We start from the raw sequence: 13,132 nt of genomic DNA on the forward strand, positions 1-13,132 counted from the left end.
TTCCAGATCGACCCCCATGCTCATGCCCAAGGCCACACCTGTCAGGCCGACTCGCGCTCCCTCAGTCGCTGGCTGACCACCTGTGTGACACCGTCACCGCGCATCGACACGCCGTAGAGTGCGTCGGCGATCTCCATCGTGCGCTTGTTGTGGGTGATCACGATGAGCTGCGAGCTCTGCCGCAACTCCTCGAACAACGTCAGCAGGCGCTGCGTGTTGGTGTCGTCGAGCGCGGCCTCGACCTCGTCCATCACGTAGAACGGCGACGGCCGCGCCTTGAAGATGGAGATCAGGAACGCCACCGCCGTCAGCGAGCGCTCGCCACCCGACAGCAGCGACAGCCGCTTGACCTTCTTGCCCGGCGGCCTGGCCTCGACCTCGATGCCGGTGGTCAGCATGTCGGCCGGCTCGGTGAGGACCAGCCGGCCCTCGCCCCCGGGGAAGACCCTGGTGAAGATCTGCTCGAACTCCCTGGCCACGTCGTCGTACGCCGAGGCGAACATCTGCTCCACCCGGTCGTCGACCTCCTTGACCACCGTCAGCAGGTCGCGCCTGGTCTTCTTGAGGTCTTCGAGCTGCGAGGTGAGGAACGCGTGCCGCTCCTCCAGCGCCGCGAACTCCTCCAGCGCCAGCGGGTTGACCTTGCCGAGCTGGTTCATCTGCCGCTCGGCCGCCCTGGCGCGCTTCTCCTGCTCCTCGCGGACGTACGGCACGGGCGGGTCACCGGGCACCGGGGCGTCGGGGCCGTACTCGGAGATCAGGGATTCGACCTCGACCCCGAACTCCTCCAGCGCCCGCTGCTCCATCTGCTCCAGCCGCAGGCGCTGCTCGGTGCGGGCCACCTCACTGCCGTGCACCCGGTTGACCAGCTTGTCCAGCTCCTGGCCGAGCTCGCGTACGCGCAGGCGCACCTGCTTGAGCTCGGCGTCGACGGCGACCCTGGTGAGGTCGGCCTCGTCACGTTCCCCGGCGGCCAGCTGGATGGAGGTCGCCAGGGCATCGAGCACCCGCTTGGCGCCCTTGCTGACGGCCTCGGCCACGGCGGCCTGCTGCCTGCGCCTGGCGCGCTGGGCGGCCGCCTGGGCGCGTTCCTGGCGCTCGCGCTGGGCGGCTCGCAGCAGGCCGTCGGCACGGCCCTCGATGCCCTTGACTCGCTCCTCAGCGGTGCGCACCTGCAGGCGGGTGTCCATCTCGCGCTGCCTGGCGGCCTCGCATGCGCCCGCCAGCTCGTCGCGGCCGTCGGTGGTGGGCTCGGACTCCAGCTCCTGGGCGTATTCGGCCTCGGCCAGCCGGATCTCCAGCTCGGCCAGCTCTTCCAGGCCCTCCGCGCGGGCTTCCTCCGCCTTGGTGACGCTCCTGGCCAGGCGTTCGGCCTCGGCGCGGGCGGCGCCGGCGGCGGCCTCGAGCTGGGCCAGTTGCCTGGCGGCCTCGGCGTTGCGCTGGTCGGCCTCCCGCTGGCGGCTCCTGACCTGGTCGAGCGTGCCCTGCGCGGCGCTCACGCCGGCCTGGGCGGTCGTGACGGCGGTCTGGGCCTCGCCGACGCGGGCCTGCGCGGCCTCCAGGGCCGACTGAGCGGCCTGCTCCTGGTCAATCGCCTCGTCGAGGGCGCTGACGGTCTCCTCCGCCCTGCTCTCGGCCTCCTCCAGGTCTTTGACCGCCTCGTCGAGGGCGGCCCGGACCTGGAGCACGGAGGTGCCGCCGTCGGATCCGCCATCGGCGACGTACGCGCCCACCAGGTCGCCGTGCGTGGTGACGGCCCGCAGGCCGGGATGGCGCTCGACCAGCTCGCGCGCGGCCTCCGCATCGTCGACGACCGCCACACCGGCCAGCACGTGATCGAGTGCCGGACGGAGATGGCCGGGCACCGTGACGAGGTCGGCCACCCAGCGACTGCCGTCGGGGGCCTCCCCCCGCCGCGCCGCACCCGCGCCTGTCGCGCCCGCCGCTGCGGGACCGGCTGCGGGCTCCTGGCCGGACGGGGCCGATGACGGATGGTCGGGGGCATGGGCGACAAGGAGCGTGGCCTGGCCCTTGCCCTGGGCGCGGAGCAGGTCGATGGCCTCGACGGCGGCGCCGAGGCTCTTCACGGTGATCGCCTCAGCGACGGGACCGAGCACGGCCGCCACGGCCGGCTCCGCCCCCGGCGTGACCTGCATGGCGGCCGCCAGCGGGCCGAGCACTCCGGCGAGGCCGGCGTCCAGCAGCGCCGCGCCGCCGTCGCCCTTGGCCAGCCCCAGCTCCAGCGCCTCCCTGCGCGCGGCCAGCGCGGCCACCGAACGCTGGGCCTCCTGGTCGGCGGCGCGGGCCGTGGCCACGGCCGACTTCGCGGACTGCAGGGCGGCCCGCGGCGCGTCGAGGCCGGCCTTGGCCTCCTCGGCCGCAGCCCGCGCCTCGTCGGCGACCGCCGCGGCCTCCTCGACCATGGCCTGCGCCGTGGCCAGCTCCTCGGCAAGCGCGGGGTCGGCGGCGGGCTCCTCCAGCCGCCGCGCCTCCAGGTCTTCCGTGGCCTGGCGCTCGCGCTCGGTCGCGTCGGCCACCGCCGCCCGGAGCCTGCCGATCTCCTCCTCGGCGGCCCTGGCCCTGCTGCGTACGGAATCGACCTGGCCGCGCAGCTTGGCCAGCCCTTCCCGGCGGTCGGCGGCGGCCCTGGCGGCCATCGCGAGCCGCTGCTCCTCCGCGTTCAGCTCGGATTCGGCCTCGGTGCGCCGCTCGACGGCCGCCTCCAGGAGCTCGTGCGCGTGTTCGAGCTCGGCCCTGAGGATCAGCTCCTGCTCGCGGGCCTCGGCCGCCTCGCGCTCCAGTTCCTCGGGGTCGCGGCCCCTGCGCTCGATGGCGGCGGCGTCGAGCGCGTGCCGGTGGCGTTCGGCGGCGAGTTGTTCGAGGCCGGTGATGCGCTCGCGCAGCGACGAGAGCCGGAAGTAGGTCTCCTGGGCGGCGGCCAGCCGGGGCTGTGCCTCCGCCTCGGCGGCCTCCAGCGCGGTCTCGCGCTGCTGGCCTTCCGCGAGCTCGTTCTCGACCTGGTTGCGCCTGGCCGTGATCGCGGCCTCGTCGGCGGCCTCGCGTTCCAGGGTGGCACGCAGCGTGCCCACGTCGTCGGCCAGCAGCCGGAGCCTGGCGTCACGCAGGTCGGCCTGGATGACGGCGGCCTTGCGGGCGATCTCGGCCTGGCGGCCCAGCGGCTTGAGCTGGCGGCGCAGCTCCGTGGTGAGGTCCTGCACGCGGGTCAGGTTGGCCTGCATGGCGTCGAGCTTGCGCAGCGCCTTTTCCTTGCGCTTGCGGTGTTTGAGCACGCCGGCGGCCTCTTCGATGAACGCCCGCCGATCCTCGGGCCCGGCGTGCAGCACGGCGTCGAGCTGCCCCTGCCCGACGATGACGTGCATCTCGCGGCCGATGCCCGAGTCGGACAGCAGTTCCTGGATGTCGAGCAGGCGGCAGGTGTCGCCGTTGATCGCGTATTCGCTCTGCCCCGACCTGAACATCAGCCGGCTGATCGTGACCTCGGTGTAGTCGATCGGCAGCGCGCCGTCGCTGTTGTCGATGGTCAGCGTCACCTCGGCGCGCCCGAGCGGGGGCCTGGAGGAGGTGCCGGCGAAGATGACGTCCTCCATCTTGCCGCCGCGCAGCGACTTGGCGCTGTGCTCGCCCATGACCCAGGCCAGGGCGTCGACGACGTTGGACTTGCCCGAGCCGTTGGGGCCGACGACGCAGGTGATGCCGGGCTCGAACCGCAGGGCGGTCGCGGAGGCGAAGGACTTGAAGCCGCGCAGGGTGAGGGTCTTCAAATACAAGCGCGGCCCCCTTTTCCCTCGACGACTTCGGAAAAGACTACTGGTCCCTGATGCGGCCCGCGGGCGCATGCCGTCGGAACCGGCGTGACCAGGGCAAAGGAAGCTTTCCGAGCAGGGGAAAATAACAAGGGACGCCTCTTCGAGACGTCCCTGGGTCTTGCGCTCCGATCACTCTCAGGTGAGTGCCGGCTCGCGCTCTTGCATGCGGCTTAGCGCCTCGTCGCGGGTTTGCGCCGCAAGAGCGTCATTCGTGGCCTGAAGTCGGATGAGTTCTGCCTCCAGATCCCGGATACGCTGCTGCAGGCGGCGCATTTCCGAGACCATTCGAGGGTCAGGACCGCCGACGTGGCCGAGTAGAGCCTTCGCCATGGTAAAGGGTCCTCCACGCTGAGTGACCAGACTGGTTCGCGCACTTCTTATTCCGCGGGAGGGGTGCGCGTGGTACTTAACAAGAGTCGCACCGGCAGTGTGGGCGGTCAAGTCGATCGAACCGCTGAGCCCTACTGATGGGCACTCCCGACATACAACTATACCCCATTTGGGGGGTTTAGGGGAAGTCGCTATCGCTCCACAAAACCGCCCAAACTACCTCGTGGTTCGCTCCAACGTTCCACTACTCCATCGACCCTGCCCGGCGTGTCGCAACCTCTGAGCAGCTCCAGCAGCTTGACGCACGCCGACCGCGGCCCCTCGGCGACCACCTCCACCCGGCCGTCCTCGGTGTTGCGCGCCCATCCCGCCAGTCCGAGCTCGAGCGCTCTGGCCCGGGTCCACCAGCGGAACCCCACACCCTGGACCCTCCCCCGCACCCAGGCAGTCACCCGGACGTTCTCCGATTTTTCGGTATTTTTCGTGTTCTCCGACATCTGATCTCCCCTGTGCTCTCACGCCACCAAGGCCTCCGAGCCGAGCGCGTGCCGGGCCGCCGCGTCGCGGAACGCCCGGATCGCCGCCGTCTCGGCCGCCCGCGCCCAGGCCAGGCCGAGAATCGACGGAGGCAGGCCGGCGACGGGGACGAACCTCACGTCGGGACGCCTGTGGTGGGCGGCCGTGGGGGCGCAGAAGAGCATGCCGCCCCGGCCGAGCGCCACCTGGGTCAGGCCCTCCTGGCTCGTGGTCACCGTACCGGCCCGGGGAATCGGACGTCCTGAAGGGGTCACGGAGGGTGCCACGCGTTCCCGCCAGGCGCGCGGTGCTGGACCGTCCAGGCCGATCAGGGGCAGGCCCGCCAGTTCCTCGGCGCCGATGCTCGCCCGGCCGGCCAGGGGATGGCGGGTGGAGACGCCCAGCTCGTACGACACCCGGTTCAGGCCCTCGCCCACCGCCAGGTCGGGCTCGTCCACCGGCAGCAGCGTGAACGCGATGTCCACCCGTCCGGCCCGCAGCCTGCCGAACGGGTCGGACAGCGGGATCTCCACCAGCTCGACCTCGCAGCCGGGGTGGCGGCTCTCGAAGGCGCGTACGCTGCCCGTCACGACATCCGTGGGCGTGGCCAGGAACCCCACCCTGAGCACGCCCGTCACCTCGCGGGCGGCCGCCTTCGCCCGGCTCACGGCCGTGGCCAGCCCTTCGTACGCGGGCCTCAGGTCGGCCAGGAAACGTTCGCCGAGCGGTGTCAGGCGCACCCGCCTGCTGGTCCGCTGGAAGAGCCGGCCGCCGATCCTGGTCTCCAGCGAGCGCATGAGCTGGCTCACCCGGCCCGGAGACAGGTAGAGGCGCTCGGCCGTACGCGCGAAGTGCAACTCCTCGCTGAGCACGACGAAGCACTCCAGTTCCCTGAACTCCATCTCCACCTCCACCGATCGCTTAGCCTGCCTAAACCAAGCTTTCGGCCTTCGCCATTGTTCCCGCCCGCGGACGCCAGAAGGCTGAGCGACATGACAATGACCGATGTACGCGCCTCCACCCAGGCGCGATGGCTCGCCGTGACCTCGGTCGCGGTCGGCACCTTCACCATCGTGACCAGCGAGATGCTGCCCGTCGGGCTGCTGACCGCGATCGCCTCCGACCTCCGCGTCTCCGACGGCACGGCCGGGCTGATGATGACGGCCCCAGGGCTGGTCGCGGCGGTCGCCGCACCCCTGCTGGCGGTGACCACCCGCCGGGTCGACCGGCGGGTCACCCTGCTGGGGCTGATGGCGTTGCTGGCGGTGGCCAACCTGGCGGGCGCGTTCGCCCAGAGCCACGTCGTCATGATGGCCGCCCGGGTGCTGACCGGGGTGAGCATCGGCGGTTTCTGGGCGTTCGCGGCCGGGCTGGCGCCCCGGCTCGTGCCCGGCCGGTCGGTCGGACGGGCCACGTCGATCATCTTGTCCGGGGTGTCGGTGGCGTCGGTGCTGGGGGTGCCGGCGGCCACATTCGTGTCGTCGTTCGCGGGGTGGCGGAGCGCGTTCATCGCCATGGGGGTGGTGGCGCTGGTCCTGCTCGCCGTGCTCGCCGCCACCCTGCCGCCGCTTCCCGGCGACCCGCCGCCCACGCCCGCCCGGCCTCGGAACGACCGCGAAACCGCCCAGAACGGCTCCACACCGGCGCGGGACGCCGCGGAGGGCACCGAGGCCGCCCGCCGGCCCGGCAGGCGGGCGGCGTGGCTCTCACGGCCGCTCAGGCTCGTGCTCGTGCTGACCGTCCTCCTCGTGTCCGGCCACTTCGCGGCCTACACCTACGTCCGGCCGTTCCTGGAGCAGGTCTCGCACGCCGGCCCCGCCCTCATCAGCACCGCGCTCCTCGTGTACGGCGCCGCCGGCGTGGCGGGCAACTTCGCCTCAGGTGCGCTGGCCGCCAGGAACCCCAGGCCGGTGCTGATCGCGCTGGCCGCGCTCATGGCCCTGGCCACGGCGGCGCTGCCGGTGATCGGGCTGCCCCTGGCCTTGCTCGTGGTGTGGGGCCTCGGCTACGGCGGCGTGGGCGTCGCCCTCCAGCTGTGGATCATGCGGGAGGGCGGCGGCGAGCTCGGCACGGCGCTGTTCGTCAGCGCCTTCAACGTCTCCATCGCGCTCGGCGCGCTCGCCGGCGGCCGGGTGGTCGACGGCGTCTCGATCAGCGCGGTGATGGGACTGGCGGCGGGCCTGGCCGCTCTGGGCGCGGTCGTCGCTGGCATCTGGGGCAGGAGTAGGACGACCGGTTCATGAACGCCTCGCGCCGGATCGGCGCGCCGCAGCGCGAGCACGGCAGGTCGCGCCGGCCGTAGACCTCCAGGGAACGCTCGAAGTAGCCGCTGTCGCCGTTGACGTCGACGTAGAGGCTGTCGAACGACGTGCCGCCCTGCTGGAGGGCGGCGGCCATCACCGCGCGGACGGCGGCCAGCAGCTCGGCGATCTTGGGCCTGGTGAGCGTCTGCGTGGGATGGGCCCAGTGGAGCCGGGCGATCCACAGAGCCTCGTCGGCGTAGATGTTGCCGACGCCGCTGATCAGCGACTGGTCGAGCAGGGCCCGCTTGATCTCGGTGCGTTTGGCCCTGAGCCTGCGGGTGAACTCCTCCTCGTCGAACGCCGCCTCGAACGGGTCGGGCGCGATGTGGGCGATCGGCTCGGGCACGCCGCCGACCAGGGCGGTGAGCATGATGTGGCCGAACGTACGCTGGTCGACGAAGCGCAGGTCGGGGCCGCCGTCCTCGAAGCGGAGGCGTACCCTGAGGTGTTTCTCCGGCGGCGCGTCACCGTCGACCACCAGCAACTGGCCGCTCATCCCCAGGTGGGCCATGAGCGCCTCCTCGGCGCCCGACAGCGGCAACCACAGATATTTGCCGCGGCGCTCGGCCGACAGCAGCGTGCGGCCCTTCAGCCGCGCGGTGAACTCGTCGGGGCCGGGCATGTGACGCCTGATCGCGCGGGGGTGTAGCACCTCCGCCGAGGCGATCTCACGGCCGATGACCCATTGCGCGAGGCCGCGCCTGACGACCTCGACCTCGGGCAGCTCGGGCAACACGCACCTCGCCCTCTGGACGCCGAACTCTCACCTTGTGGAAACCCCGGACGCGGACACTCAGCTCGCGGGCTGGCTCTCCCGCTGCTCCCTGCGAGCCCTGATGCGGGTCCACGCCGCCTCGGCCGCCTGCTGCTCGGCCTCCTTCTTGCTGCGCCCGGTGCCCGAGCCGTAGGACTCGCCGCCGACCCGCACCATCGCCGTGAACGACTTGGCGTGGTCGGGGCCGCTCTCCTCGACATGGTATTCGGGCACGCCGAGCGCCTCGGAGGCGGTCAGCTCCTGCAGGGAGGTCTTCCAGTCGAGCCCCGCGCCCAGCGACGCCGAGCGCACGATCAGCGGGTCGAACAGCAGGTGCACCACCCGGAACGCCTCGTCGAGACCCTTGTCGACATAGACCGCGCCGATCAGCGCCTCGAGCGTGTCGGCCAGGATGGACGACTTGTCGCGCCCGCCGGTGCCCTCCTCGCCCCTGCCGAGCCGCAGGAACCGGCCCAGCCCGAGCCCGCGGGCCACGTCGGCCAGCGCCCGCATGTTGACCACCGCGGCGCGCAGCTTCGCCAACTGGCCCTCGGGCAGATCGGGATGGTTGCGGTAGAGAGTGTCGGTGACCACCAGGCCCAGCACCGAGTCGCCCAGGAACTCCAGGCGCTCGTTGGTGGGCAGGCCACCGTTCTCGTACGCGTAGGAGCGGTGCGTCAGCGCCCGCTCGAGGATCGCGGGATCCAGGGCGACCGCCAGGACCCGCTCCAACTCGTCTCTGGCGACCTCCACGGCCACCGGCTTAGGACCTGCGCCCACGTGCTTCCTCCTCGGACATCTTCACACGGCGCGCCGGCTGCGGAAGATGCCCGAAAACGTGGTGGGCGTCGGGGTAACGCGTAGCCCCGGCGTCCACCACGGCCGCGGGCGAACCGCCGCCGCACGCATCCGAAACGGTAACGCCGACCGAGGCACAATGGCACCCGGCCGGCATCACGTCAATCAGGCGGACGGCTCGATGACCTGACGACGATTGTAGGTGCCGCAGGTGGGGCACGCGATGTGCGGCTGCTTCGGCGAACGGCACTGCGGGCAGCTCACCAGGGCGACAGCAGTCGTCTTCCACTGGGAGCGACGGGCGCGGGTGTTGCTCCGCGACATCTTTCGCTTCGGGACGGCCACGTCACTTCTCCTGATCGTTATCGTTCTCGGAAATCAGACCTTGCAACGACGCCCAGCGGGCGTCGATCTTCTCGTGCCGGTGATCCGCGCCGGCCTCGGCCAGCTTGATCCCGCACTCCGCGCAGAGCCCTTCGCAGTCATCCCTGCACACCGGGCTCAACGGAAGTGCGAGCACCACCGCGTCGCGGAAGGTCGGCTCGAGGTCGAGCAGCTCCCCGTCGAGCAGCGAATCCTCCTCCGAGGCGTCCTCGTCGGAGTAGAAGAACAGCTCCTGCAAGTTGACCTCGACATCCGAGGTGACAGGGTCGAGGCACCGCGCGCACTCCCCGGCCAGCGGGGCCTGCGCCGTGCCTGAGACGAGCACGCCTTCCATCACTGCCTCGAGCCGGAGATCCAGCTCGACTTCGGCGTCCTTGGGGACACCGATCATGTCGACGCCGAGATCTGCCGGTGCCGGGAGCGACAGGGTCATCTGCCTCATCGTGCCCGGCCGCTTTCCCAGGTCATGAGTGGAGATCACCCAAGGGGAGCGGGGGTCGAGGTGCTGAGTCATCCTGCTCTCGCTAGGCATGGCGAAAACCGTCGCCGTCGTACAAGGCCGAAAAGAAAGAATAGCAGCCCTGCGGGGGGCATGCCCCCCGCATACCCCCCGACGGCATCGTGCTGCGCCCGTTTCCTCAACGCTCGGGCGCTAGCTTCTGAGGCGCTCGATGAGCAGCTTGTGCACCAGATCCGGCACGAGGCCCGACACGTCGCCGCCGTATCGGGCGATCTCCTTCACCCGGCTGGAGGAGAGGAACGAGTATTCGGGGTTGGTCGGCATGAACAGCGTCTCGACCCCCGACAGGCGGTAGTTGAGCTGCGCCATCTGCAGCTCGTAGTCGAAGTCGCTGACCACCCTGATGCCCTTGACGATGGCGGGGATGTCGTGCTGCCTGCAGAAGTCGACCAGCAGGCCATGGAACTTCTCGACTTTGACGTTCGGATATTCCTTGGTCACGGTCTGCAGGATGTCGATCCGTTCGTCGACCGTGAACAGGCTGCTCTTCTCGACATTGATGAGAACGGCCACGGTCACCTCGTCGTACAGCCGCGCGGACCGGCCGATGATGTCGAGGTGGCCATTGGTGATGGGGTCGAACGACCCCGGGCAGACTACGCGGCGCAAGACGCCTCCCAGGTTTACGGGCAGGTCTACGGGTTCCCGGCGGCGCGACCGTACCAAACGGACGCTTCACCATATCGACGGACCCTCTCCTCAACGTAGCCTTCCGGCCACATAAGGGCCTTTCCCCTGCTTTCCCGCTCGAACGCCACCAACGCCTCTCCAGCCAGCCAGCCGTTGTCGCGCAGCAACTCCAGAACCCGCTCCACCTCGCCGTCGGTCGTGGCGTAGGGCGGGTCGGCGAACACGATGTCGTACGGCTCGTCAGGCGCCTTCCCGAGCACCCGCGTCACCTTGTCGGCCACCACGCGGGCGCCGTCGAGGCCGAGCGAATCGACGTTGGCCCTGATCGTCCTGACGGCCCTGGCATCGGACTCGACCAGCAGGGCCGCGGCCGCACCCCTGGACAGCGCCTCCAGCCCGACCGCGCCCGAACCGGCGTACAGGTCGATCACCCGGGCGTCGCGGATCCCGTGCAGGGAGTCGAGCGTCAAGAGGATCCCTTCTCGCGCCCTGTCACTGGTCGGTCTCGTCCCGCGCCCCGGCGGCACGGCCAGGCGCCTGCCACCCGCGATGCCTGCGATGATCCGCGTCATGTGACCCATTGTTCCGTATGTTCGCGCAGGTCAAGGATGCACAAGTGTCTGCCTCGACTACGCAAGGGTGATTCACATCGGGAGGATCGGCCCGCATGATGAGTTCTGCGGCCTTCAAGGTGACCCACATGAAGGCCGACCGGCGTGATCGTGAGCCCTTCCGCACGCCGGTTCCCTCGGCACCTGACCCGAGGGTGGGCCCAGCCGGGGACGGCATTCGGGGGGAGGCCGTCCCCGCGGCTGGGCCTTTTACATGATCGTTTTGATCGGCGGCCGCCCTGCCCGCCTCAGGTCTTCTCCAGGTATTCCGCACGCTCGTCGGCCAGCAGCCGTTCGATCTCCGCGCGCAGACCCTCGTGGGACGCGAGCTCGGGATCGCGGGCCAGCAGCGCGCCGGCCTCCTCCCTGGCCGTGGCGATGACGTCCTCGTCGCGCAGGAGTTGCAGCAGCTTCAGCGAGGAGCGCTTGCCCGACTGCGCCGCGCCCAGGACGTCGCCCTCCCGCCGCTGCTCCAGGTCGACCCGTGACAGCTCGAACCCGTCGAGCGTCGCAGCCACCGCGTCGAGGCGGGCGCGGGCCGGGGTGCCCTCGGGGAAGTCGGAGACCAGCAGGCACAGGCCGGGCAGGCCGCCCCGGCCGACCCGACCGCGCAGCTGGTGGAGCTGGGAGACGCCGAAGCGGTCGGCGTCCATGATGATCATGACGGAGGAGTTGGGCACGTCGACCCCGACCTCGATGACCGTGGTGGCCACCAGGACGTCGAGCTCGCCCCGCGTGAAGGCGCGCATGAGCGCGTCCTTCTCCTCCGGAGGCAGCTTGCCGTGCAGCGTGCCGACCCGCAGGTCGTGGAAGGGCCCCTCGGACAGGAGCTGGGCCACGTCGAGCACCGCGAGCGGCGGGCGCCGCTCCTCGTCGGCGGGCGTCGCCAGATCGCCCTCGTCGCCCTCCAGGTCGCCGATGCGGGGGCACACGATGTAGGCCTGCCGCCCCAGCCCGACCTCCTCCCTGACCCGCTGCCAGGTGCGTTCGAGGTAGTGGGGCTTCTCGGCTGCCGGGACGACGTGGGTGGTGATGGGGGCACGACCCGACGGGAGCTGGGACAACGTCGAGACCTCCAGGTCGCCGAAGACCGTCATCGCGACCGTGCGGGGGATCGGCGTGGCCGTCATCACCAGGACGTGCGGGCGCGTCCCGCCGGCCTTCTCGCGCAGCGCGTCGCGCTGCTCCACCCCGAACCGGTGCTGCTCGTCGACCACGACCAGCCCGAGGTCGGCGAACTGGACGTGCTCCTGCAGCAGAGCATGCGTGCCGACGACGATGCCCGCCGTGCCGGAGGCGGCGTCGAGCAGGGCCGATCGGCGGCCGGCGGCGCCCATCGAGCCGGTCAGCAGGGTGACGGCCGTGCCCCCGAACATGCCTCCCTGCGCCAGGTCGCCCAGCATGGTGGTGATCGAGCGGTGGTGCTGCTGGGCGAGCACCTCGGTCGGCGCCAGCAGCGCCGCCTGGCCACCCGCGTCGACCACCTGGAGCATCGCGCGCAGCGCCACCACCGTCTTGCCCGCCCCGACCTCGCCCTGCAGGAGCCGGTGCATCGGATGCTCCAGCGCGAGGTCGGCGGCGATCTCCTCGCCGACCTTCGCCTGGCCCTCGGTCAGCGCGAACGGCAGCCGCGCGTCGAAGTCGTCCAGCATGCCGCCGGACCGCCTGGGCCTCGGCCTGGCGGGCCAGGCGGTGGCCGCCTGCCGCCGCTGGAGCAGCACCGCCTGCAGCACGAACGCCTCGTCGAACTTCAGCCTCTTGCGCGCCCTGCCGACCTCGGCGAAGTCTTTCGGCCGGTGGATGGCCACGAGCGCCTCGCCCAGGTCCTGCAGGCCGTGGCGGGCCCGCAGCTCGGCCGGCAGCGGATCTTCGAGCGGGCCCAGCGTGTCGAGCACGACGCCGACCGCGCGCCTGATCGCCCACGGCGTCACGTCCTTGCCCGCCGGGTAGATCGGCACCGGCGCCGCCGCGAACTCCTCCGCGCTCGCCTCTCCCTCCTCGAACAACTCGAACTCCGGATGAGCGAGCTGCCAGCGCGGCTTGGCCCGCGCGCCGAACAACCCCACCTTGCCGGCGAACATCCCGCGCCGCCCCGGCTTGAGCCGCGACTCGGCCACGTGGGAGCCCTTGCCGAAGAACGACAGGTAGAGCCGGTTGCCGTTGCCGTCGACGATCTCGACCTCCAGCCAGGTGCCGCCCCGGTTGCGCATGGGCTTGCGCATCAGCCTGGTCACCTCGCCGACCACCGTGACGTGCTCGTCGACCGCCAGCGCGTCGAGCGAGGTCAGCTCGCCGCGCTCGGCATAGCGGCGCGGATAGTGGCGCAGCAGGTCGCCGACCGTCTCCAGGCCGAGCACGCTGTGCAACAGCTTGGCGGTCTTCGGGTCGAGGGCCTTCGTCAGAGGCTCGTCGAAACGGCTCACGGCACTTAGTTCTACCGCCTGAGGCCGACAGGAATC

12 protein-coding genes are annotated in these 13,132 nt (G+C 71.1%); 1 reads left to right on the forward strand and 11 read right to left on the reverse strand.

What is annotated here, in order from left to right; all coding sequences use genetic code 11:
• Positions 1 to 41: 41 nt before the first annotated feature.
• The 4 genes from smc to ABGB14_RS20130 form a co-directional block, all read right to left on the reverse strand.
• Positions 42 to 3,788, reverse strand: coding sequence for a chromosome segregation protein SMC (gene smc / locus ABGB14_RS20115; protein WP_347645281.1), 3,747 nt, complete (start codon positions 3,786 to 3,788; stop codon positions 42 to 44).
• 174 nt (positions 3,789 to 3,962) lie between these two features.
• The gene (locus ABGB14_RS20120; protein ID WP_090938435.1) at positions 3,963 to 4,157 is read right to left on the reverse strand and encodes a hypothetical protein; all 195 of its coding nucleotides are present in this window, start codon (positions 4,155 to 4,157) and stop codon (positions 3,963 to 3,965) included.
• 191 nt (positions 4,158 to 4,348) lie between these two features.
• Positions 4,349 to 4,654 carry an acylphosphatase gene (locus tag ABGB14_RS20125; protein ID WP_347645282.1) on the reverse strand — a complete coding sequence of 102 codons (306 nt, stop codon included), beginning with the start codon at positions 4,652 to 4,654 and terminating at the stop codon, positions 4,349 to 4,351.
• A gap of 18 nt (positions 4,655 to 4,672) precedes the next feature.
• A complete protein-coding gene (locus ABGB14_RS20130) occupies positions 4,673 to 5,575 on the reverse strand; it encodes a LysR family transcriptional regulator (RefSeq protein WP_347645284.1) in 903 nt (300 codons plus the stop codon).
• A 90-nt stretch (positions 5,576 to 5,665) separates the two neighbouring features.
• Here ABGB14_RS20130 and ABGB14_RS20135 point away from each other — a divergent pair, with 90 nt between their 5' ends.
• A complete protein-coding gene (locus ABGB14_RS20135) occupies positions 5,666 to 6,916 on the forward strand; it encodes an MFS transporter (RefSeq protein WP_347645286.1) in 1,251 nt (416 codons plus the stop codon).
• Here ABGB14_RS20135 and mutM read toward each other — a convergent pair.
• From mutM to recG, 7 genes are all read right to left on the reverse strand, one after another.
• Positions 6,825 to 7,709 carry a bifunctional DNA-formamidopyrimidine glycosylase/DNA-(apurinic or apyrimidinic site) lyase gene (gene mutM / locus ABGB14_RS20140; RefSeq protein WP_347645542.1) on the reverse strand — a complete coding sequence of 295 codons (885 nt, stop codon included), beginning with the start codon at positions 7,707 to 7,709 and terminating at the stop codon, positions 6,825 to 6,827. The genes ABGB14_RS20135 and mutM overlap by 92 nt on opposite strands.
• Positions 7,710 to 7,769: 60 nt before the next feature.
• Positions 7,770 to 8,483, reverse strand: a complete 714-nt coding sequence (rnc, locus tag ABGB14_RS20145; RefSeq protein WP_246079802.1) for a ribonuclease III — start codon at positions 8,481 to 8,483, stop codon at positions 7,770 to 7,772.
• Between the two features lie 210 nt (positions 8,484 to 8,693).
• Complete coding sequence (gene rpmF / locus ABGB14_RS20150; RefSeq protein ID WP_033409409.1) at positions 8,694 to 8,873, reverse strand: 50S ribosomal protein L32; 180 nt, start codon at positions 8,871 to 8,873, stop codon at positions 8,694 to 8,696.
• Position 8,874: 1 nt separating this feature from the next.
• Entirely contained in the window at positions 8,875 to 9,426 is a 552-nt protein-coding gene (locus tag ABGB14_RS20155; protein WP_347645287.1) for a YceD family protein, read from the reverse strand.
• Positions 9,427 to 9,564: 138 nt separating this feature from the next.
• Positions 9,565 to 10,041, reverse strand: a complete 477-nt coding sequence (gene coaD, locus ABGB14_RS20160; RefSeq protein WP_347618539.1) for a pantetheine-phosphate adenylyltransferase — start codon at positions 10,039 to 10,041, stop codon at positions 9,565 to 9,567.
• 26 nt (positions 10,042 to 10,067) lie between these two features.
• The gene (rsmD, locus tag ABGB14_RS20165) at positions 10,068 to 10,634 is read right to left on the reverse strand and encodes a 16S rRNA (guanine(966)-N(2))-methyltransferase RsmD (RefSeq protein WP_347645289.1); all 567 of its coding nucleotides are present in this window, start codon (positions 10,632 to 10,634) and stop codon (positions 10,068 to 10,070) included.
• Between the two features lie 287 nt (positions 10,635 to 10,921).
• Entirely contained in the window at positions 10,922 to 13,096 is a 2,175-nt protein-coding gene (gene recG / locus ABGB14_RS20170) for an ATP-dependent DNA helicase RecG (RefSeq protein WP_347645290.1), read from the reverse strand.
• Between the last annotated feature and the right edge of the window lie 36 nt (positions 13,097 to 13,132).

Source organism: Nonomuraea sp. B10E15 (assembly GCF_039871615.1).
In the GTDB taxonomy this organism is placed as follows: domain Bacteria; phylum Actinomycetota; class Actinomycetes; order Streptosporangiales; family Streptosporangiaceae; genus Nonomuraea.

What these genes read in the sequence shown, in the direction of transcription:
- ABGB14_RS20120 (WP_090938435.1), bottom strand. Translation starts at nt 4,157, where the DNA reads ATGGCGAAGGCTCTACTCGGCCACGTCGGCGGTCCTGACCCTCGAATG.
- ABGB14_RS20155 (WP_347645287.1), bottom strand. Translation starts at nt 9,426, where the DNA reads ATGACTCAGCACCTCGACCCCCGCTCCCCTTGGGTGATCTCCACTCAT.
- rsmD (WP_347645289.1), bottom strand. Translation starts at nt 10,634, where the DNA reads ATGACGCGGATCATCGCAGGCATCGCGGGTGGCAGGCGCCTGGCCGTG.
- ABGB14_RS20130 (WP_347645284.1), bottom strand. Translation starts at nt 5,575, where the DNA reads ATGGAGTTCAGGGAACTGGAGTGCTTCGTCGTGCTCAGCGAGGAGTTG.
- ABGB14_RS20125 (WP_347645282.1), bottom strand. Translation starts at nt 4,654, where the DNA reads ATGTCGGAGAACACGAAAAATACCGAAAAATCGGAGAACGTCCGGGTG.
- ABGB14_RS20135 (WP_347645286.1), top strand. Translation starts at nt 5,666, where the DNA reads ATGACAATGACCGATGTACGCGCCTCCACCCAGGCGCGATGGCTCGCC.